This window comes from Paracoccus laeviglucosivorans (assembly GCF_900182695.1).
Taxonomy (GTDB): Bacteria; Pseudomonadota; Alphaproteobacteria; order Rhodobacterales; family Rhodobacteraceae; genus Paracoccus; species Paracoccus laeviglucosivorans.
Window position 1 is genome coordinate 1 of record NZ_FXTK01000027.1, and the last position, 18,967, is coordinate 18,967.

Annotated in this window: 20 protein-coding genes; 11 read left to right on the plus strand and 9 right to left on the minus strand. The window is 60.9% G+C overall.

From position 1 onward, the window contains the following. Nucleotides 1-81 precede the first annotated feature (81 nt). Nucleotides 82-504, plus strand: a complete 423-nt coding sequence (locus FN835_RS18620; protein WP_142664747.1) for a nuclear transport factor 2 family protein — start codon at nucleotides 82-84, stop codon at nucleotides 502-504. 46 nt (nucleotides 505-550) lie between these two features. Here FN835_RS18620 and FN835_RS18625 read toward each other — a convergent pair whose 3' ends face one another. The 7 genes from FN835_RS18625 to FN835_RS18655 all read right to left on the minus strand — a co-directional run bounded on the left by FN835_RS18625 (nucleotide 551) and on the right by FN835_RS18655 (nucleotide 9,556). Beyond that, a complete protein-coding gene (locus FN835_RS18625) occupies nucleotides 551-1,348 on the minus strand; it encodes an extracellular solute-binding protein (RefSeq protein ID WP_142664748.1) in 798 nt (265 codons plus the stop codon). Nucleotides 1,349-1,455: 107 nt separating this feature from the next. Then, nucleotides 1,456-2,649 carry an L-2-hydroxyglutarate oxidase gene (lhgO, locus tag FN835_RS18630; RefSeq protein ID WP_142664749.1) on the minus strand — a complete coding sequence of 398 codons (1,194 nt, stop codon included), beginning with the start codon at nucleotides 2,647-2,649 and terminating at the stop codon, nucleotides 1,456-1,458. Nucleotides 2,650-2,707: 58 nt separating this feature from the next. After that, a complete protein-coding gene (locus FN835_RS18635; protein ID WP_221930482.1) occupies nucleotides 2,708-3,709 on the minus strand; it encodes an ABC transporter substrate-binding protein in 1,002 nt (333 codons plus the stop codon). 75 nt (nucleotides 3,710-3,784) lie between these two features. Continuing rightward, on the minus strand, nucleotides 3,785-4,789 hold the full coding sequence (locus FN835_RS18640; RefSeq protein ID WP_142664750.1) for an ABC transporter substrate-binding protein: 1,005 nt from the start codon (nucleotides 4,787-4,789) through the stop codon (nucleotides 3,785-3,787). 74 nt (nucleotides 4,790-4,863) lie between these two features. Further along, nucleotides 4,864-5,766 (minus strand): ABC transporter permease, encoded by a 903-nt coding sequence (locus FN835_RS18645; RefSeq protein ID WP_142664751.1) that lies wholly within the window; start codon nucleotides 5,764-5,766, stop codon nucleotides 4,864-4,866. Then, on the minus strand, nucleotides 5,759-6,529 hold the full coding sequence (locus FN835_RS18650) for an ABC transporter ATP-binding protein (RefSeq protein WP_142664752.1): 771 nt from the start codon (nucleotides 6,527-6,529) through the stop codon (nucleotides 5,759-5,761). The genes FN835_RS18645 and FN835_RS18650 overlap by 8 nt, the downstream gene beginning before the upstream one ends. A 243-nt stretch (nucleotides 6,530-6,772) precedes the next feature. Next, nucleotides 6,773-9,556: an FAD-binding and (Fe-S)-binding domain-containing protein gene (locus FN835_RS18655; RefSeq protein WP_342778603.1), complete on the minus strand. Its 2,784-nt coding sequence runs from the start codon at nucleotides 9,554-9,556 to the stop codon at nucleotides 6,773-6,775. Here FN835_RS18655 and FN835_RS21675 point away from each other — a divergent pair. From FN835_RS21675 to FN835_RS18700, 10 genes are all read left to right on the plus strand, one after another. Then, nucleotides 9,479-9,679: a hypothetical protein gene (locus FN835_RS21675; protein ID WP_246098808.1), complete on the plus strand. Its 201-nt coding sequence runs from the start codon at nucleotides 9,479-9,481 to the stop codon at nucleotides 9,677-9,679. The genes FN835_RS18655 and FN835_RS21675 overlap by 78 nt on opposite strands. Nucleotides 9,680-9,939: 260 nt before the next feature. Beyond that, on the plus strand, nucleotides 9,940-10,668 hold the full coding sequence (locus tag FN835_RS18660; protein ID WP_142664754.1) for a succinate dehydrogenase/fumarate reductase iron-sulfur subunit: 729 nt from the start codon (nucleotides 9,940-9,942) through the stop codon (nucleotides 10,666-10,668). Then, nucleotides 10,668-11,000 (plus strand): succinate dehydrogenase, encoded by a 333-nt coding sequence (locus FN835_RS18665; RefSeq protein ID WP_142664781.1) that lies wholly within the window; start codon nucleotides 10,668-10,670, stop codon nucleotides 10,998-11,000. Before FN835_RS18660 ends, FN835_RS18665 begins: the two co-directional genes overlap by 1 nt. Then, a complete protein-coding gene (gene sdhC / locus FN835_RS18670) occupies nucleotides 10,997-11,341 on the plus strand; it encodes a succinate dehydrogenase, cytochrome b556 subunit (RefSeq protein ID WP_142664755.1) in 345 nt (114 codons plus the stop codon). Before FN835_RS18665 ends, sdhC begins: the two co-directional genes overlap by 4 nt. 3 nt (nucleotides 11,342-11,344) lie before the next feature. Then, nucleotides 11,345-13,108 (plus strand): L-aspartate oxidase, encoded by a 1,764-nt coding sequence (locus tag FN835_RS18675; RefSeq protein WP_425467488.1) that lies wholly within the window; start codon nucleotides 11,345-11,347, stop codon nucleotides 13,106-13,108. A 43-nt stretch (nucleotides 13,109-13,151) separates the two neighbouring features. Continuing rightward, the gene (locus FN835_RS18680) at nucleotides 13,152-14,108 is read left to right on the plus strand and encodes a fumarate hydratase (RefSeq protein WP_142664756.1); all 957 of its coding nucleotides are present in this window, start codon (nucleotides 13,152-13,154) and stop codon (nucleotides 14,106-14,108) included. Beyond that, complete coding sequence (locus tag FN835_RS18685) at nucleotides 14,105-14,773, plus strand: fumarate hydratase C-terminal domain-containing protein (protein WP_142664757.1); 669 nt, start codon at nucleotides 14,105-14,107, stop codon at nucleotides 14,771-14,773. The genes FN835_RS18680 and FN835_RS18685 overlap by 4 nt, the downstream gene beginning before the upstream one ends. Further along, nucleotides 14,770-15,777, plus strand: a complete 1,008-nt coding sequence (locus tag FN835_RS18690; RefSeq protein ID WP_142664758.1) for a YeiH family protein — start codon at nucleotides 14,770-14,772, stop codon at nucleotides 15,775-15,777. Before FN835_RS18685 ends, FN835_RS18690 begins: the two co-directional genes overlap by 4 nt. Before the next feature lie 21 nt (nucleotides 15,778-15,798). Then, nucleotides 15,799-16,113 carry an NIPSNAP family protein gene (locus FN835_RS18695; RefSeq protein ID WP_142664759.1) on the plus strand — a complete coding sequence of 105 codons (315 nt, stop codon included), beginning with the start codon at nucleotides 15,799-15,801 and terminating at the stop codon, nucleotides 16,111-16,113. A 163-nt stretch (nucleotides 16,114-16,276) separates the two neighbouring features. After that, entirely contained in the window at nucleotides 16,277-17,257 is a 981-nt protein-coding gene (locus FN835_RS18700; RefSeq protein ID WP_246098805.1) for a BMP family protein, read from the plus strand. A gap of 3 nt (nucleotides 17,258-17,260) precedes the next feature. Here FN835_RS18700 and FN835_RS18705 read toward each other — a convergent pair whose 3' ends face one another. Then, the gene (locus FN835_RS18705) at nucleotides 17,261-18,004 is read right to left on the minus strand and encodes a sulfite exporter TauE/SafE family protein (RefSeq protein WP_142664761.1); all 744 of its coding nucleotides are present in this window, start codon (nucleotides 18,002-18,004) and stop codon (nucleotides 17,261-17,263) included. Beyond that, nucleotides 18,001-18,918 (minus strand): LysR substrate-binding domain-containing protein, encoded by a 918-nt coding sequence (locus FN835_RS18710; RefSeq protein WP_142664762.1) that lies wholly within the window; start codon nucleotides 18,916-18,918, stop codon nucleotides 18,001-18,003. The genes FN835_RS18705 and FN835_RS18710 overlap by 4 nt, the downstream gene beginning before the upstream one ends. Between the last annotated feature and the right edge of the window lie 49 nt (nucleotides 18,919-18,967).

An 18,967-nucleotide genomic window follows, 5' to 3' on the forward strand; every position in this document is an offset into this window, starting at 1 on the left:
TTCCCTCGGCCCGTCGCCGGAATAATCCGCCCCCTGACCGAGTCCAGTTCACATGCGATCCGCAAACAGGAGGTATTCCGCATGAAGATCTTGACCACTTTCGCCGCAGCCGCTGTGGTCGCTGCCTGCGCTTCGGTTCCCGCCATCGCCGGCCCGGCCGAGGATATGGCCAAGGCCCGCATTGCCAGCATCGCCAGCGGTGATCTGGACGCCGTTGCGGCAGGCTATGCCGATGGTGCGCAACTGCATTGGGTCGGTGGCCCGCTGGACGGCACCTATACCACGCCCGAACAGATCGGCGGGATCTGGCAAAAGTTTACCAGCGCGCAGGGCGAGCAGACCGCCGAAATCGCGATGACGTCCGAGGCTGCGAATCCTGCGGGTGCGACGGTGACGGCGGATGTTGTCTTCAAGGGCAAGAATGCTGTGCCGGTGCGCTATGTCCTGGTCTATCGCGGCGACAAGGTTGCCGATGAAATCTGGCAGGTGAACCCCGCGCAGTAACGGCGCATGAATGCATCCGGCCCCGCTGGGCCGGATGCGGCAAGGGTCAGCGCACCCAGCCTTCGGACGCCATCAGCGCTTTGGCTTTGTCGGTCAGCAGGTAATCCAGAAACGCCTGCGCCTCGGGGTCGGCGGTCGGGGCCAGCGCGACGCTGAGATCGCGCCAGATCACGCGGTCCTGCGACAGTTCGACCGTTTCCAGCACATCGGGATTGGTCGCGGACCAGTTCGGCCATGTGATCCAGGCATCGGCATCCATGTCCTTGAACGCCTTGAAGCTGGCGCCCGAGCCGTGTTCATAGGCCACGATATTCTTGCGGAACGCAGTCACATCCTCAAGGCTGCCGGTGCGTCCGGCGATGTCTTCCCAGACGCCTGTCCCCGAGGTATTGGCAACACCCGACCCTTCGGTCACGACGATCTTGACGCCATCGGCCAGCAGGTCGTCGAAATCCTTGATCCCCTTGGGGTTGCCCGTCTTGACCGCCACGATGGCGGGCCGCAGATAGATCGGCATGACCTGATCCGAAGAAAGGGTCTTATAGGTTTCAAGAAACGCGGTCATCGACTGTTCGGCGGTGCCCCAGATGATGTCGGCATCGGCCTGCGCCTTTTTCGACCATTTGGTTTCAGGACCGGCGGTGATTTCGACCTTGTTGCCGGTTTCCTGCTGCCAGACATTGGCGACCTTTTGCAGCGCGGTATGCGGCCCGCCCGCACCATACAGCCGCACCACGCCGTCCTTGGCATCCTGCTTGATCGAGGGATCGTAAAGCGCGGATTCCTGTGCATGGGCCGCCTGCGCCGTCAGCACTGCAAAAAGGATGAAGCCTGAAATTCGCATGTCTTTTCCTTCATCTGAATAAAATGGCCGCGCTGATCGCGACAAAAGACAGACTCGGGCAGGGGTGGGTTTCATCCCTGTTGGACAGAACACATGACCGTGAGAGGTCAGGCCGCCTGAAGCCGATCCACGATCTCACCACCGATCGGAATGGACGAGGTCGCGGCGGGCGAGGGGGCGTTGCAGACGTGAAGCTGCCTTTCAGTCTGCATGATCAGGAAATCCTGCAGCAGTGTGCCGTCCTGCATCACGGCCTGCGCGCGGATGCCCGCGCCGGGCTTGGTCATATCGGCCATGGTCAGGCCGGGGCAGTATTTCCGGCACATTTCCAGATAGCGGCGGCGGGACAGCGAGTTGCCGAATTCGTCCAGCCCGGTGCGCCAATGCGTGCCCGCCAGACGCCAGAAGCCGCGGAATGCGGCCATATCCAGCATGTCGCGTGGGTTGAAACTGGTTTTGGGATAGCCTTCGCGGTGGAAACCCAGAACGGCATTAGGGCCGACTGTCACGCGACCGTCGATCATCCGGGTCAGGTGGATGCCCAGAAATTGCAGCGCAGGGTCGGGGACCGGATAGATCAGATGCTTGACGATCGACGATCGCGAGGCGGGCAGGGTATAATATTCACCGCGAAACGGCACGATCCGATGTTTTGGCTGCAGGCCCCCCAGGCGCGCGATGCGGTCCGATTGCAGACCGGCGCAGGCGATCAGCCTTTCTGTGCGGATGGTTTCGCCCGATTGCGTGGTGATGGTCACGCCCGTCCCATCCTCTCGGATGCCGTTGACTTTGCGACCCAAAAGCAGATTGGCCCCGCCGTCGCGCAAAAGTTGGGCCATGGCGACGCAGACCTGCCGGTAATCCACGATACCCGTCGACGGCACCAGGATTGCGCCATTCCCCGAAATATTCGGCTCCAGCCGCCGCAATTGCGCGGGCGAGATTTCCTGAACCTCGATGCCGTTTTCGCGTGAACGCCCGATCAGCGCATGCATCCGCTCCAGCTCGACCGGGTCGGTCGAAACGATCAGCTTACCGCAGGTCTCAAACTTGATGCCGTGCTGGGTGCAGAAATCCTTGGTCTCCCGTTCGCCCGCCCGGCATAGCCGTGCCTTAAGGGATCCGGGCGCATAATAGACCCCGGCATGGATGACCCCGCTGTTATGCCCGGTTTGATGCCGGGCAAAGCCGTCTTCCTTCTCGATCAGGACGATCCGGGCCGACTTGTCGCGCCGCATGATTTCCATGGCGGTCGCCAGCCCGACGATGCCGCCGCCGATGATGCAATGCGAATAGCTCACGAGATGATCCTTGATTGAGCAATATGCGGGCGGCCTGCATCACCGCCCGCGATGGTTCTTACGAGCCTTGCAGGCCACCGATCACCGGGAAATAGACATCTTTCCAGTCATCGGTGGTGCGTTTGACCAGACCGACCTTGTTCATGTGCTGCAGGAAGGTCAGCGTATTCTGCGGCGCGGCATCCCAGATCATGTCCGGGTTCTTGATGATGGCCAGTGCATCTTCATGGCTGAAGTTCTTGACGTCCATCGCGATCCAGACATCGGCGGCATAATCGGGGTCGGCCTTGATTTTTTCCTGCGCCTCTTTCAGGGCGGCGACGAAGGCTGGCAGCAGGTTGGGATCATTGGTGGCAAAGCGGTCGGCAGCCCAAGTGATCGCGACAGGATAGGGGCCGCCGACGATGTCCCAGCTATTGGCGACGACATGCACGCGCTTGTCCTTCAGCGCCATGTCCTGGAACGGCGATTGCGAGAAATGGCCGTTGATGTCATTGCCCGCCAGCATCGCGGCCAGCGCGTCGGGATGGCCCATGGAAACCGTCATCGCGTCGATTGCCGTGGCCTTGTCTTCGCCCATGTCCTTGGCCGCCAGCATTTGCAGCATGACAGCCTGATTGGAAACCTTGACCGCAGGCAGCGCGATCTTGTCAGCGGCACTGAAATCCCTGATCGATTTGACGTTGGGATTGGTGCTAAGCAAGAACTGCGGATGCGCCGAGATCGAGGCGATGCCCCTGACCTTCAGGTTGTTTTCCGAGCGCGACCAGATCGTCAGCAGCGGCGGGATGCCGCCTGATGCGATGTCCAGCCCCCCCGACAGCAGCGCCTCGTTCATGGCAGAGCCGCCGGTAAAGCGCAGCCATTCGGTGGAGATGTCCGAACCCGCGTCCTTGGCGTGCTTCTCGAACAGCTTTTCCTTTTCCATGACCATCAATGGTAGATATGCGACGCCCGGCTGCTTGGCGATGCGGACGGTCTTGTCTTGCGCCAACGCGGGCATTTGCGTGGTGGCCAGAACAAGGCATGCAGCGATCAAGGACTGAAACAGTCTTTTCATCTTTCACCTCTGGTTAGCATTTGAAATCTGCATCCCGACCGGCACATTGCGGCGCCGGTCGCCAGCTTGCGGCCCTTAGCTGCCCTGCATGTCCTTGACGGTGTCAAAGAACAGGTCGCGCCAATCGTCGGTATCCTTGGTGATCAGGCCGACCCGCGCCATGTAATTGACATAAGGCAGCAGACGTTCCGGCGTAGTGGTCCAGTTCGTCTGCGGGTCGTTGATCAGCGCCACGATTTCGTCCTGCGACAAGTTCGTGTTTTCGGCCTTGGCCCAGATCCGTGCGGCCTCTTCGGGGTTCGCCTTGATGAAGGCGATGCTTTCTTCAAGCGCGGCCATCAGGGCTTTGACGACTTCGGGGTTGTCCTCGATGAATTCGTTCTTGGCCCAGATCGCGGTAAAGGTATGCGAGCCGCCCAGCACGTCATAGCTGTCCAGCACCTTGTGCGCGCCAGCGTCCTTGGCCTCCATGTTCTGGAAGGGGGGCGATCCGAAGTGCGAGTTGATCTCGGACTGACCGCCCATCAGCGAAACCTGCGCATCGGGATGACCCATCGAGACGGTGAAGGTGTCCAGAGCCGCGTGCTTGCCTTCGCCCAGAAATTTTTCGGCCCCCATTTGCAGGGTGATGGCCTGAATCGAGGTTTTGACGGCGGGCAATGCGATTTTGTCGCCGCGGGTGAAGTCCGACAGCGATTTGATGTCGGGATTCGTCGTCATCAGGTGCAGCGGCATGGATGCCAGCGCGGCGACGCCCTTGATCTTGATATTGCCCTGCGTTCGCGCCCAGATGGTCAGCATGGGCGTCGTGCCGCCCGCCGCGATGTCCAGACTGCCCGACAGCAGCGCCTCGTTCATGCCGGAGCCGCCGGTAAAGCGCAGCCATTCTGTGGTGACGTCAAGGCCGGCCTCTTTGGCGTGCTTTTCCAGCAGGCCCTGTTCCTGCACCAAGGTCAGCGGCATGTAGCCGATGCCGAACTGGCGGGCGAGGCGAACGTTCACGGTTTCCGCGACCGATGGCAGGGCTGCGAAGACGGATAGGGCAGCGCCAATCGCCGCGGCCATTCCAAAGCTTTTCATTGTTTTTTCCTCCCTGAAACCACGGCTATGCGACGTGGTGAAAAGGCCCGCCCCTCCCCGGGCGGGCAATGGTTTCAGTGCTGCACACCCCAGCGCTGGATCGTGTAGCGTTCGATGGTGCGGAAGATCAGGTTTTCGACAACCAGACCGATGATGATGACGGTCAGCAGGCCCGCAAAGACCATCGGAATGTCCAAGAGGTTCTTGTTTTCAAAGATGAACCAACCCAGACCGCCCGAACCCGAGCTGACGCCGAAGACCAGCTCGGCCGCGATCAGCGTGCGCCATGCGAACGCCCAGCCGATTTTCAGGCCCGTCAGGATGCTTGGGAACGCCGCCGGGATCAGGATCTTGGTGATGAAGCCGAAACCCTTTAGCCCATAGTTGCGACCGACCATCTTCATGGTCTTGCTGACACCCAGAAAGCCGGAATGCGTGTTCAGTGCGATCGCCCATGTGACCGAATGAACCAGCACAAAGACCAGACTGGCATTGCCCAGCCCGAACCAGATCAGCGCCAGCGGCAGCAGCGCGATGGCTGGCAGCGGGTTGAACATCGAGGTCATGGTTTCCAGAAAGTCCGTCCCGATCCGCGAAGCCATCGCCAGCGCAGTCAATCCGGCGGCCAGTGCGATGCCGATCAGATAGCCCGTCACCAGCACCTTGACCGAAACCCAGCCCGCAGCAGGCAACGTGCCGTTCATCAACGACGTGAAGAAGGCGCTGGCTGTTGCGGTAAAGGTCGGGAACAACAAGTCATTGTTCAGGATCCGGCCATAGATTTCCCAGATACAGGCCAGCACAACAAGGATGAACAGCTTGCGCAGCCATGCCTCTCGGTAAAGGATTTCAAAGGTAGAAAGCGGCTGCTCGATGATCTTCAATTCGCCGCCTTCGACATCCTCGTGGTGGATTTCGGGGCGGTCGGTGGTGGCACCTGGGCGCAGGGACATGATGCGTGCGGTGGCCTCAGGCATGTTCCATCTCCTCGGGCTCATGGGCGAAAAGCATCTGGTGGATATAGCGTTCCAGCTCGGCGGCCTCGCGCGGGTCGGTGGTGCTGTTCAGCTCGGCCTTGACGCGGCCGGGATGGGGCGACAGCAGCAGGATGCGGTTGCCGATCTTGATCGCTTCGGCGATCGAGTGGGTGACAAACAGCACGGTAAAGCGCGTCTCATCCCACAGCTTCAGCAATTCGTCCTGCATCTTGCGTCGCGTCAATGCGTCCAGCGCGGCGAAGGGTTCGTCCATCAGCAGGATGTCCGGCTCCATCGCCATGCCCCGTGCGATGGCCACGCGCTGTTTCATGCCGCCCGACAGCATATGCGGATGGCTGTCGGCGAATTTTGCCAGCCCGACCTTGTCTACATAGTGCATGGCCTTTTCTTCGGCCAGACGTCGGGACATCCGTTTGGCGTTCTGCAAGGCGAAGGCTACGTTCTGCTTGACGGTTTTCCACGGCAAAAGCTGGTCGAATTCCTGAAACACCATCATCCGGTCCGGGCCGGGCTGGGTGATCTTGCGACCCTTCAGTGTCATCTCGCCTTCGGTGGGCGTGATGTAGCCGCCGACGGCCTTTTGCAGCGTGGACTTGCCGCAGCCCGACGGTCCCAGCAGGATAAAGCGGTCCCCTTGGTGAACGTCGAAACTGACACGATAGGTTGCCGTTATCAGATGGTGCGGCGTCTTGTATTGCAAAGTAACGCCCCGAACGGCAAGCAGCGGATCTTTTTGCTGCATGTCTCCCTCCCTGTGATTTTCTGGCGTGCGCCCGCCTTCAGACGGATCGCCGTGTTGCTGGCTACTCCTGCGTGAGGAGAGAATTCTGATCGGCCTTGCCGCCCTCCACGCAGCAACCTTTCATAAAGCGTCGCCGCTAGATCGAATCTCTTCACATCCAGGTGGCAACGACTTGTGATCCAGTGTATTTGAAAATTTTCCTGCCACGAACCGATTAATTCTTATCATAAGTGAAAGATAAACTTACAGATTGGCGCTAGCTTGTTGGCTTTCAAATGCCCTCAGCAATACCGTTACTGGGTGATGCGGTCGTGCGCCCGAAAGCCTTTCGGCTTGGCAACGGCATGAAAAACCGGTCGCTAATAAGCTGTTTTTCCCACTTTCCTCTACAATCTCGCGCCAGTTCCTGTCGTAAAGACCGGAAGATACTTCTTGGTTGCGCGTCTCGTGGCCGAACAACCCAGCCATGCCGCAACAACCTCGATCCTGAATGCGAAGCTCTAACCCGAATTTGCCGAACGCCACTTTCCAACCTTCGGCGCTTTCGGGCGTCAACGCGCGCTCGGTGCAATGCAACGCGAGGGAATACTCGCGGTTGATATGATCGACGGGAGGCAGACAACCTGCGCGGCGTTCGATCCATTCCGGAAATGTCGTGACGAGCCATTTGGGCTGACTCCCCAGAACATGCGGATACTCGTCGCGAAACATCAGTGTTGTGGCGGGATCAAGCCCGATGAGTTCAGCGCCCGCGCCCGCAAGCGCGTCTAGATCCTGCGCCATACGCTCAGCCGTCTTACGGAAAGCCTGCACATAGCCCGAGACATGCAGAACCTTGCCGCTGGGCCGATAGGCAAGGACAAAGACCTGCTGCCCCATTCGCTGCAAAAGCTCCGCGTGGTCCAGCGCGACCTGCGCATCGTAAAACGGGACAAATGGATCTTGCACGATCACGACCGAGGGGCCGGTCATGCGCGATATGATCTGTTCTGCGCCCAGAACCTTGATCCCAAGCCGCTGCAATCCCCGCTGAAAAGCCCTGCCATGTGGCAAGGGCAGGTCGCATAGCTTCAGGACGCGCGACATCGTGCCTTGGACCAGCGGATTGCCCATCACGGGCCGCAAAACCGGTGCCAGCTTGGCCATGATCGGTGCGGCGGTTTCAATATGGCGCAAAAGGCGGTGCGACACGGGCCGGGGATGGGATTCATGATACCATTCGAGGAAACCCGAGCGCATGGCGGGGATATCTACCCGCACCGGACAACCGCCCCCCGCGCATGCCTTACAGGACAAGCATTGGTCCATCGATTCCTTCAGTCCCGGCACCAGCTGACGCAACCCGACTTGATCCCCGGCCGAGCGTAGCCGCAGCCATTCGCGCAGCAACTCGGCCCGGCCCTTGGGGGAAAAGCGCCGGTCCATGGTTGCGCGATAGGATGGGCAGAGGACTGCCGCCCGATCCAGTCCAAAGCAGTTGCCGTTGCCGTTGCAATGCATCGCGCGATCAAAGCCCGAAAGCAGATCGGAACGAATTGCGCCATCCGAGGCGCCGCGCATCGGCGGTGCATCCAGCGCGGGGATGGGGCCATGCCCCGCAGGCGAGGCGATCTTTCCGGGATTGAGGCGGTTCATCGGGTCGAAAAGGGTCTTTATCGCGTCCATGACCCCGACCAGATTCGGCCCGATCACCTCGGCGCTGTATTCGCCGCGGAAGCCCTTGCCATGTTCGCCCCAGAACAACCCGCCATGCCGCCGCGTCAGCTCGAAGACGCGGTCAGAAATTGTGCGAATGCGCGCCCGGTCCTCGGGGCGGGTCATATCCAGAAGCGGACGCATATGCACGACGCCGACATCGGCGTGACCAAACATGCCGACATCAACGCCGTCTTGCCGCAGGTCGCGCTGCAGTTCGTCAATGAAATCGGCCAAGGCTTCGGGTGGAACCACGAAATCCTCGACAAAGGGTTGCGCGCGGCGCCTGGTCTGCTGTTTCAGCAGCAACCCCTGGCATGCCTTGCGCAGGGACCAGATCGCATCGACTTCTGCTGCCTCGCGCGCCTCTGTCGCGATCAGAAAACCTGCGTGGTTCGCCCCGGCCGACGACAACGCGTCGTGAAAACGGCTCAGGCGTTCTGCGATCTGCTGTCGGCTGTCGCCCTGGAATTCCACAAAATGCAACGCTTGCGGATCTGCCCCCTTCCCCCAAAGCCGGTTCGCCATATCGCGATAGTCCGAGCTGCGCACCAAAGTCAGGATCTTGTCGTCTATGAACTCGATCGCCGAGGGCTCGCTTTCCAGCAGAAATGGCACGGCACGCAAGGCGGCATCCAGACTGTCATAGCCGACCGCGACGACGGCGGTATGCGCTGGGATCGGCTCTACCCGGCAGGTGATCGTGGTGATCACCGCCAATGTGCCTTCCGAGCCGCAAATCAAGGAAGGAAGGTCGACGACGCCCTGATCGTTCAGAGCATTCAGCAGGTCATAGCCTGTGAAACCGCGATTCAACTTGGGGAAAGCCTGCCGAATCCCAGCGCGATGAGGATGCAAGATATCCCATACGGACCGGCGCAGATCCTGAGGGCAGTCGGTGGCAGAAACTTCGATTTCGCGCCCGTCAGCCAACACCAGGCCCAGACGCTCGACCCAGGCCGAGGTCTTGCCATAGATACGGGAACCCTTGCCCGAACTGTCGTTTGACACCATGCCGCCGATGGTCGCGCGGTTGGTCGTTGACACATGTGGCGGAAAGAACAGCCCATGCGGCCGCAGGTAGTCATTCAGCTGATCGCGGATCACGCCCGGCTGGACCCGGATCGTCCGCGCGACCGGGTCAAAATCACTGATCTGCCGCATACGGCGTGAACAGTCGATAACGATGCCGTGCCCCAAAGACTGGCCGTTGCACGACGTCCCGCCGCCCCTTGGCTGGAAGGAAAGGCCCGAATGGCGATCAGAGTGCGCGACGCGCATTGCCAACGCGATGTCGGCTGCACTGGCCGGATAAATGATCGCCTGAGGCATCAGTTGATAGATCGAATTGTCCGTCGCGTAAACGACGCGGCTCGCCTGATCGTCCGCGATGTCCCCGCTGAAGCCAGCACTGCGCAAGGCCGCGAGATAGGCGCCGACTGCTTGAAGGCCTGAGACTGAAGTTTGCGTCGACATGGGTCTGCTGTTTCCGATGAGGGGTTGGCTGTCACTGCGCCAAGGGGCTGCCGCCAATGCCTATATGTTAGAATGACTTTAGAAGAATGATAAATTCTTTAAATTCCTGTAAGGTAAACTGAATTCATCTGCACTGCATATTGTTAGAATTTGTTACATATTGATTTAGGATTAGTTCCTTTGTGTTAGTCATTCTCGCATATACGGTGAGTCTCATAAGTGAAGCCAACAGGTGCGCTGTGAGCGAGAATTCAAAATCCATGGAGGTGTCGGTCTGGCGCGGATCGGGCGATCAGGGCGCGTTCGAAACCTTCTCTGTTCCGGCACAAGACAATCAGACCGTTCTGGATGTCGTCAGCTGGATCCAGCAGACCGTCGATCCGTCTCTGACCTATCGTTACGCCTGCCGGGTGGGCATGTGCGGGTCATGCGCGATGATGGTGAACGGCCAGCCGCGCTGGACCTGCCGGACGCATGTCAAGAAAGTGTTGACCGACGGCAAATTGCAGATCGGTCCCCTGCGCAACCTGCCGGTCATCAAGGATCTGGCCGCCGACATGGACCCGTTTTTCGACAAATGGGTCAAGGCAGGCGGCGTCCACAAGCCCAGTCGCAGCCGGGCCGAGCCGATCCAGGAGGTCAGCCCCGAAGAGCCGGGCCGCGTCGTCGCCAACAAGGCCATCGAATGCATCAACTGTTCGGTCTGCTATGCGGCCTGCGATACGGTCGCGAACAATCCCGACTATCTGGGCCCGGCGGCGCTGCAGCGCGCATGGACGCTATACAACGACGTCAAGATCGAGGACCGGCAGGCTGTTCTTGATACGGTGTCCGGTTCGGGTGGCTGCCTGAACTGCCATTCGCAGGGCAGTTGCACCCGGTTCTGTCCCAACGAATTGGACCCGCTGAGCGCCATCGCGGGGCTGAAGCGTGCCACAGCGCGGTCGTTCCTGAAGGGGAGGGGATGATGCTTAATCTGCATTACTACATGGCGCAGCGCCTTAGCGCGATGGTCATGGGGCCGCTGGTTCTGGGGCATCTGGCCGTCATGGTCTATGCTATCCAAGGCGGCCTCAGCAGCGCGGAAATCCTGTCGCGGACGCAAGGCAGCATCGCGTGGTTCCTGTTCTACGGCGCATTCGTCGTCGCCGTTTCGATCCACGCTGCGATCGGTCTGCGCGTCATCCTGCACGAAACCACCGGCCTGCGCGGGCGTCTGCTTGAAGTTTTCACCTGGGGCGTCGGCATCACGCTGCTGTTCATGGGGGCGCGCGCCGTTTCGGCCGTGACGATGCTATGATCGTGAAACCTCATCGCAAGCACCCGCTTTGGCTGGCCTATATGCTGCACCGGCTGTCCGGTTTGGCGCTGGGGCTGTTCCTGCCCGCGCATTTCTATGTCCTGTCGCTGGCGCTGACGCAGCCCGAGCGGCTGGACGGCTTTCTAAGCTTTGCCGAGAACCCGCTGGTCAAGTTCGCGGAATTCGGGCTGGTCTTCCTGCTGGCCGCGCATTTCTTTGGGGGGCTTCGGCTGTTGGCGCTGGAATTCCTACCCTGGTCGCCGCGCCAGAAAACTCTGGCTGCGGGAACAATCGCGGGCGCTTTCCTGATCTCTGGCACTTTCCTTTTGCGAGCGGTGTAGACCATGCCATTGAAATTCGACATCGAACGTGACGACACTGATATCTTGATCCTCGGTTCGGGCGGGGCGGGGCTGTTTGCGGCACTGCACGCCCAGCAAAGCGCACCTCCGGGCACGCGGATCACGCTGGCGGTCAAGGGGCTGATCGGCAAATGCGGCTGCACCCGCATGGTGCAGGGCGGCTATAATGTCGCGCTTGGCGGTGGCGACACGGTCGAGCGTCATTTCATGGACACGATCAACGGCGGCAAATGGCTGCCCAATCAGGACATGGCATGGCGGCTGTGCGAACAGGCCGTGGTCCGCATCCGCGAGTTGGAAAATGAGGTCGGCTGCTTTTTCGACCGCAACCCCGACGGCACGCTGCATCAAAAGGCCTTTGCCGGCCAGACTGCCGACCGGACCGTCCACAAGGGCGACCTGACCGGGATCGAGATCATCAGCCGCCTGATGGAACAGGTGCTGGCGCGCCCGATCCGCAAATTGCAGGAACATCGCGCCATCGGGTTGATCCCGACAGCAGATGGCTCGGCCTTGGCCGGAGTTCTGTTCATCGACATGCGGACCGGCGGCTTTCGCTTCGTGCGCGCCAAATGCGTGATGATGGGCACGGGCGGCGGCCCGACGATGTATAAGTATCACACGCCATCGGGTGACAAGACCATGGACGGGCTGGCCATGGCGCTGCGCATCGGCCTGCCGCTGCGCGATATGGAGATGGTGCAGTTCCACCCGACCGGCCTGCTGGCGGGCGACCATACCCGCATGACCGGCACCGTGCTGGAAGAAGGGCTGCGTGGCGCGGGTGGACAGTTGCTGAACGCGCGCGGCGACCGCTTCATGTTCGATTATGACACCCGGGGCGAGCGGGCGACGCGCGACGTGGTCAGCCGCGGCATCTATGCCGAAATGCGCAAGAACAACGACCCGACGCAGGTCGGCATGTTCATCTCGATGAGCCATCTGGGGCCGGAAAATGTGCGCCGGAAATTCGCGGGCATGGTGAAACGCTGCGCCGATTCCGGATTCGATCTGGCGGGCGGCAAGGTCGAGGTGGTGCCGACCGCGCATTACTTCATGGGCGGCGTCATCGTCGATCCCGACACTCGCACGGAAATGGAGGGGCTTTACGTCGCGGGCGAAGATGCGGGCGGCGCGCATGGCTCGAACCGCCTGGGCGGGAATGGTGTCGCGAACTCGACGGTCTTTGGCGGCATCGCGGGCGATGTGATGGGGTCCGATATCCGGGGCATGACCGCGCTGCGCGACCCCGATGAATATGTGCTGGCGGCCGAGATCGAGCGCGCCTGCCACCCCTTCGCGAAACCTGCCGGACCGATCCAACCGCTGCGCCACAAGCTGCAGGAAGCGATGTGGGAAGATGTCGGCGTCATGCGCACCGGCCCCGGATTGCAGCGCGGCCAGAAACGCGTGGCCGAGATCCGGGAAGAGTTGATGCAGACGGGCATCGACCCGGCGAATCTGGCCTTCAATCTGACCTGGCATGACTGGCTGAACATGGCGTCGCTCGTCGAGGTATCTGAAGTCATCGCCATGGCGGGCGAGCTGCGCGAGAACTCTCGCGGTGCGCATTTCCGCGAGGATTTCCCCGAGAGCGGCGATCTTGAAAGCTCGTATTTCACACTGGCGCGGAGAGAGGGCGACGATCTGACGCTAAGCCGCGAGCAGGTGCAGTTCACCATCGTGCGTCCGGGCGAAACCATCCTGCCCGCGCATGAGCCGGAAACCCTCGTTGCCACCCAATAAGACCAGCCGGGCACGCCAGTTCCCAGCACAGGAGGAAGCACACGTGATACCGATCAAACTGATCCAATCCACCGCCGAAACGCTGATGGCCAAGGCCGCCATCGAGATCCCCGAGGATTATCTGGACGGGCTGCAAAAGGCCGCAAAGACCGAAGACGGCGACCTGTCATCATTCGTGCTGCAGGCGATGCTGGAGAATTACGAGGCCGCCAAGCAGGACCGCCGCGCCATGTGCGGCGATACCGGCACTCCGCGCTGGTATGTGAAGATGGGCAACGACACCCGGATCGAAGGCGGCCCGATTGCACTGGAGGAAGCCCTGCGCAGCGCCACTTCGAACGCGACAAGTGCTGTGCCCCTGCGCCCGAACCGCGTGCATCCGCTGTGGCGCACCGATCACAACAACAATGTCGGCATCGGCGCGCCTGAAATCGAATATGGCTATGAACCCGGTGGCGAATGGATCGACCTGATCACCGTCCACAAGGGCGGGTTGTTTGGCACGGATTACCGGATGCTGTTCCCCTCGGACGGCATCCAGGGGATCAAGCGGTTCTATCTGGACAGCCTTGTCGCCTTTGGCAAACGCGGGCTTGCCTGTCAGCCGGCGATCATCGGCATTGGCCTCGGCGGCTGCAAGGACACCTGCATGGTCTTAGGCAAGCGCGCCGCTTGTCTGCGCACGGTGGGCGACCGCAACAGCGACCCACGCATCGCAGCGCTTGAGGAAGAGTTCAAGGAACTCGGCAACTCGATCGGCATGGGGGCCATGGGGTTCGTCGGCAAGAACATGGTCATCGATACCCATATCGAGGTCGGCTATTGCCACACCGGCGGCATGCAGATGTCGGTCCACGCCTTCTGCCTGTCTTCGCGCCGCGCCGTCGCCCGCATCCATGCTGATGGCCGGGTTGAACACCGCACCGATCCCGACTGGTTCACACCCTATCAGCGCCGCGAAACCGTCGGCTGGGACATGGCGATGGAGGCTGCCGAATGAAACCGCGTGAAGTCATCCTAAGCACAACCCCCACCGATGCCGAGATCGCCGAGTTGCGGCTGGGCGACATCGTTTACCTGAACGGGCTGATGTATACCGCCCGCGAAGGCGTCTACATGCGCGCGCTGGAAGGTCAGGCCAACATTCCGATGGAGCTGCCCTCGCAAAGCGCGGCGAATTTTCACTGTTCACCCGCCGCGACAATCCGCTCGGATGGCAGTTTCGACATGGGCGCGGTCACCGCAACCGCCAGTTTTCGCTTCGCGAAATGGCTGCCCGAATGGATCGCCAAGACCGGGGCCAAGCTGATTATCGGCAAGGGCGGCATGTCGTCCAAGGATTACAAGGAATATTTCGTGCCGAACGGCGCGGTCTATCTGTCCACCGTAGGCTATGGCACCGGCGCACTACTGGGACGCGGCGTCGAGAATGTCGAGGCCGTGCATTGGAACGAGGAACTGGGCCTGGCCCAGGCGATGTGGGTTATCCGCTGCAACCGGATGGGGCCGTTCCTTGTCGCCTCGGATCTTGAAGGCAACTGTTTGTTCGAGCGCGAAAACGCCAAGATCGCCGAAAATCTTGAGCGCGTCTATGAAGGCACCAAGCCCGCCGTCCTGAGGCGCTTTGGCGAAACCGACGACCGCCGGGACGAGCTGATCGGATGAGACAGCTTGCCCTTGTCATGCCCAGCACCGCGCGGCTGCTGTTTCCGGGCCTTTTGTCGGCCATCACCGTCGCGCTGGCCGCGCGGTTCCTGTCGGATCATTACGGCGCGCCGGTAATGCTGATGGCCTTGCTTCTGGGCATGGCTTTCACCTTTCTGGCCGAGCAGGGGTCATCGACCGCCGTCGGGGTCGAGTTCGCGGCAAAGAAGCTGCTGCGCTTTGGCGTGGCCTTGCTGGGACTGGGGATCACGGTCCAGCAGATCGCTGCAGCGGGGATTGGTGTCGTGGCCATCACCTTTGCCGGTGTCGGGTTGACCATTGGGGCAGGCGTGATCCTGTCGCGGCTGTTTGGCCGCTCGCTGTCCTTTGGCCTGCTGACTGGCGGCGCGGTGGCGATTTGCGGGGCATCCGCTGCGCTGGCGATTTCTTCGGTCTTGCCAAAGGGCGACGCCAACCATGAACGCGATACGATCTTTACCGTCATCGCGGTGACCGCGCTATCGACGCTGGCGATGATCGTCTATCCGATGATCGGTTCGGCGCTTGGCATGTCCGAACATGCGATGGGGGTGTTCTTTGGCGCGACCATCCATGACGTGGCCCAGGTCGTCGGCGCGGGCTATTCCGTATCGGACGAAACCGGGGCGACCGCGACCTTCGTCAAGCTGCTGCGCGTGGCGCTGTTGGTGCCGGTGGTCGTCACCATCTCGTTGATGTTCGGACAAAGTCGTTCGCCCGGCCAGTCACTGCCGATCCCGTTCTTTGTCATCGGCTTTGCGGCGCTGGTGCTGATCGGCAGCGCCAATATCATCCCGCCCGAGGTGACGGCCCTATTGCTTGAGCTGTCGCGCTGGTGTCTGGTCACTGCAATTGCCGCACTGGGCATGAAAACCTCGCTGAAGAAGCTGGGCGAGGTTGGCGGCACGGCCATCGGCATCGTCTGCGGCCTGACCGTCTTGCTGGCCGTCTTTGCACTGGCCGCGATTCACCTGTTTCACATCTGATCCTGATAGAAGGAGGCGCCGATGTTTATCGACATGCGGACCTATACGCTGAAGAACGGCAATGTTTCCAAATTCCTGAAGCTTTACGAGGCCGAAGGGCTGGGGGTTCAGACCCGCATTCTGGGCAATATGGTGGGCTATTATTTCACCGATATCGGCCCGCTGAACCAGATCGTGCATATGTGGGGATATGACAGCATGGATGATCGGTGGGAGCGGCGGAAGGCTTTGCAGGCCTCGGATGAATGGCAGGCCTATGCGGTGCAGATGCGCCCGCTGGTCGATCATATCGAAAACAAGATCCTGATCCCGGCGCCATTCTTCAAGCAGCCCTAAGCACCGCAGAAATTTGCCAACGGCCCCTTCAAAGGGGCCGTTTTCGTTGCAGCTAGGGTTGAAAGACTTTCAACCGTTTCGATAGTCAGCGTTAAGAAAACATGGCTCTGAAACGTGGGTCATCCGCAGCATTCTGTCGCGAAGCACTCACAGGGGACCGATGATGACGAAGCTTGGATTTGCCGCGATATCGCTGCTGATGGCCACTGCAGCCCATGCGGATACGCAGGAACTGACCGTCTCGATGCTGCTGCCGGGCAATATCGCCGATCATGGCTTTATGGAGGCCGGATATAATGGCCTGCTGCAGATCCAAAAGGATTTCGAGGCCAAGATCAGCTATGTGGATGGGATTGAGCCAAAGCCCGAATTGCTGACTGCCGCCCTGCGTCGCATGGCTGCAGATCACCCCGACCTGATCATTGCGCATGGTGGCCAGAACAACAAAGCCACCGAACAGGTCGCATCCGAATTTCCCGATATCCAGTTCGTCGTGGTTCAGGGCAATGTGACCGGACCCAACCTTTCCAGCTATGAGGTGCTTCAGGAAGAAAGCGCCTGGCTGGCCGGGGCGGCGGCGGGTCTGCTGACCCAGACCGATGTCGTCGGGCATATTTCCGGCATCAGGGTCACGCCGGGGCTGAAGGGCCGGGGCGGTTTCTATAACGGTCTGATGCACACCAATCCCAATGCGAAGTTTCTGACGATCTTTGCTGGCAATCAGGACGACAACCAGCTTTCCGCCCGCGTCGCGCAGGCCGAGATGGATCAGGGGGCCGATTATATCTTCACCATGCTGAACGCGGGGCGCCAAGGCGCGACGGATGCCATGCGCGCCAAGGGGGCCAAGCAGTTCGGCAATGTCATCGACTGGACCAAGGTTGATCCGGGCGTTTTCGCAGGCTCGGCCATCGCCGATGTCAGCATCCCCAGCGTTGAGGCGGTGCGGGATTTCACGTCCGGCGCGTGGAAGCCGGGCATCGTCAAGGCGATCGGGTTAGAGAACCCCAAGGCCGTCTCGCTGGTGCTGGGGGCGGATGTGCCGGCCGATGTCAAAGCCCGGATCGACGACCTGCGCCAGCAGATCGTCGCGGATCAGATCGACGTTTCCACCGAATATGAGGGGCCGGAAATGCCGCTATAGGCGCTAGATCAGCTCCTTGATCGCCAGCACCAGACCCGAGGCGAACATCACCCCGATCAGCAGCCGGCGGAATTGGCTGTCGTCCAATCGGCGGAACAAGGCGATCCCAAGCTGGGCACCGATCAGGGTGCCCGGCAGGGCCAGCGCTGTCAGCACCAGCGTGGGCCTGTCATAGATGCCCTGGAACGCAAAGATCGCCACCGCCGCACCCAGAATGCCGACATTATAGGGCTGCAGGACCGCGCGGGTTTCACCCTTGGGCCATGGCCGCATCGCGCACCACATGGTCGGCAGCGCGCCTGACAATGATGCTGCACCGCCAAGGACTCCGCCCAGAAAACCTATGCCGCTGTCCATCATTGGCGTCGGACGTTCGAAACAGGGCAGGGCGCGGCGCAGGGTGAAAAATCCGCCATAGATGATCATGAAGCTGGCAATGGTCAGTTTCAGCAAGGGCACGCTGATCATGCTGAGCAGCGTGACGCCCAAGGGCAGCCCGACCAGTCCGGGCAGCAGAAACCGCGCCAGACGGTCGGGGCGGTCGCGGATCTCGCGCCGGGTGATCCACAGGCCCTGCAAGCCGCTGACGACCGACATGATGACGACGATGCCAACGGCCTGCTGGGGCGGCATGATCTGCAGCCAGAATCCCAGCGCCAGCAGGGCCGTTCCGAAACCGGCCAGGCCGTTGATGAACCCGCCCGCCAGCGCGCCCGCAAGCAAGATTGCGATGAAACCGGTCGTCATTTCTCTTTGGCTTTCTCAATGTTGTCGGGGCAGAATGTGCCGCTTTGCAGCGCCTGCTGCATGGCAGTCAGCATTTCGTCGGTGACGCGCAGCTTGGTGCTGTCCCTGGGATGCATCAGACCCATTTCGCGGCTGAGTGCTTCGTTCTCACCCAAAGAGATGCGCCGCACGGGCAGGGGGTTCGCGGTCTCGACGCAGGGAAGCGGAATGATCGAGACACCCAGATCGGCGATGACCAAGCTGTAGATGGCATCCAGGCCGCCCAACTCCATGCTTTCGGTGACGGCGATCCGGTTCGTTTGCAGCCAGTTTTCAATGATGGTCCCGACCACCGCATCGCGCGAGAAGCGGATAAAGGAATAGCCGCGCAGGATCTCTACCGGATCGACCGCATTGATGCGGGGCGAGGTGATCAGCACCAGCCTTTCCCTGGCCAGTGGTCGCCAAAGCAGGCCGCGCGGCACCACCGCGGGCTTCGATACGACCGCCGCATCCAGCACACCCCGTTCGACCTGATGGATCAGATGAGTGCTGAGGCCCGGATAAAGACTGACTTGCAGCCGCGAAAACCTGTCCTTGAGCAGTGCGGTGGCGAAGGGGACCAGACCTGTCAAGGATGTCGGCACCGCCCCCAATACAAAGCGCCCGGTCAGGCCGTCATCGCCCAGAACCGAGGGGACGATGTCGTCATAGGCGCGCACGACCTCGCGGGATTTTGCCAACAAGGCGATCCCGGTCGGCGTCAGCTTTGGCGTGCGGTTGGCGCGGTCGAACAGCGAAACCCGCCATTCGTCCTCAAGGCTGCGCATCTGCTGACTGACGGCGGCGTGAGTTACGAACACGGCATCTGCCGCGGCGCTGAACGTGCCGTGATCGGCAACGGCGATCAGCGTTCTGAGCATGCGAATTGACATCAAGCCTCTCGGCGTTGCGATACCAATTAAGTAAACTTAACTTACATAA

Coding starts and splice junctions, on each gene's coding strand:
- FN835_RS18625 (WP_142664748.1), bottom strand. CDS start 1,348: ATGCGAATTTCAGGCTTCATCCTTTTTGCAGTGCTGACGGCGCAGGCG.
- FN835_RS18635 (WP_221930482.1), bottom strand. CDS start 3,709: ATGAAAAGACTGTTTCAGTCCTTGATCGCTGCATGCCTTGTTCTGGCC.
- FN835_RS18665 (WP_142664781.1), top strand. CDS start 10,668: ATGCTTAATCTGCATTACTACATGGCGCAGCGCCTTAGCGCGATGGTC.
- FN835_RS18700 (WP_246098805.1), top strand. CDS start 16,277: ATGACGAAGCTTGGATTTGCCGCGATATCGCTGCTGATGGCCACTGCA.
- FN835_RS18645 (WP_142664751.1), bottom strand. CDS start 5,766: ATGCCTGAGGCCACCGCACGCATCATGTCCCTGCGCCCAGGTGCCACC.
- FN835_RS18650 (WP_142664752.1), bottom strand. CDS start 6,529: ATGCAGCAAAAAGATCCGCTGCTTGCCGTTCGGGGCGTTACTTTGCAA.
- FN835_RS18675 (WP_425467488.1), top strand. CDS start 11,345: ATGCCATTGAAATTCGACATCGAACGTGACGACACTGATATCTTGATC.
- FN835_RS21675 (WP_246098808.1), top strand. CDS start 9,479: ATGGCGATCAGAGTGCGCGACGCGCATTGCCAACGCGATGTCGGCTGC.
- FN835_RS18620 (WP_142664747.1), top strand. CDS start 82: ATGAAGATCTTGACCACTTTCGCCGCAGCCGCTGTGGTCGCTGCCTGC.
- FN835_RS18710 (WP_142664762.1), bottom strand. CDS start 18,918: ATGTCAATTCGCATGCTCAGAACGCTGATCGCCGTTGCCGATCACGGC.
- FN835_RS18640 (WP_142664750.1), bottom strand. CDS start 4,789: ATGAAAAGCTTTGGAATGGCCGCGGCGATTGGCGCTGCCCTATCCGTC.
- FN835_RS18690 (WP_142664758.1), top strand. CDS start 14,770: ATGAGACAGCTTGCCCTTGTCATGCCCAGCACCGCGCGGCTGCTGTTT.
- FN835_RS18695 (WP_142664759.1), top strand. CDS start 15,799: ATGTTTATCGACATGCGGACCTATACGCTGAAGAACGGCAATGTTTCC.
- FN835_RS18705 (WP_142664761.1), bottom strand. CDS start 18,004: ATGACGACCGGTTTCATCGCAATCTTGCTTGCGGGCGCGCTGGCGGGC.
- FN835_RS18685 (WP_142664757.1), top strand. CDS start 14,105: ATGAAACCGCGTGAAGTCATCCTAAGCACAACCCCCACCGATGCCGAG.
- sdhC (WP_142664755.1), top strand. CDS start 10,997: ATGATCGTGAAACCTCATCGCAAGCACCCGCTTTGGCTGGCCTATATG.
- FN835_RS18655 (WP_342778603.1), bottom strand. CDS start 9,556: ATGCCTCAGGCGATCATTTATCCGGCCAGTGCAGCCGACATCGCGTTG.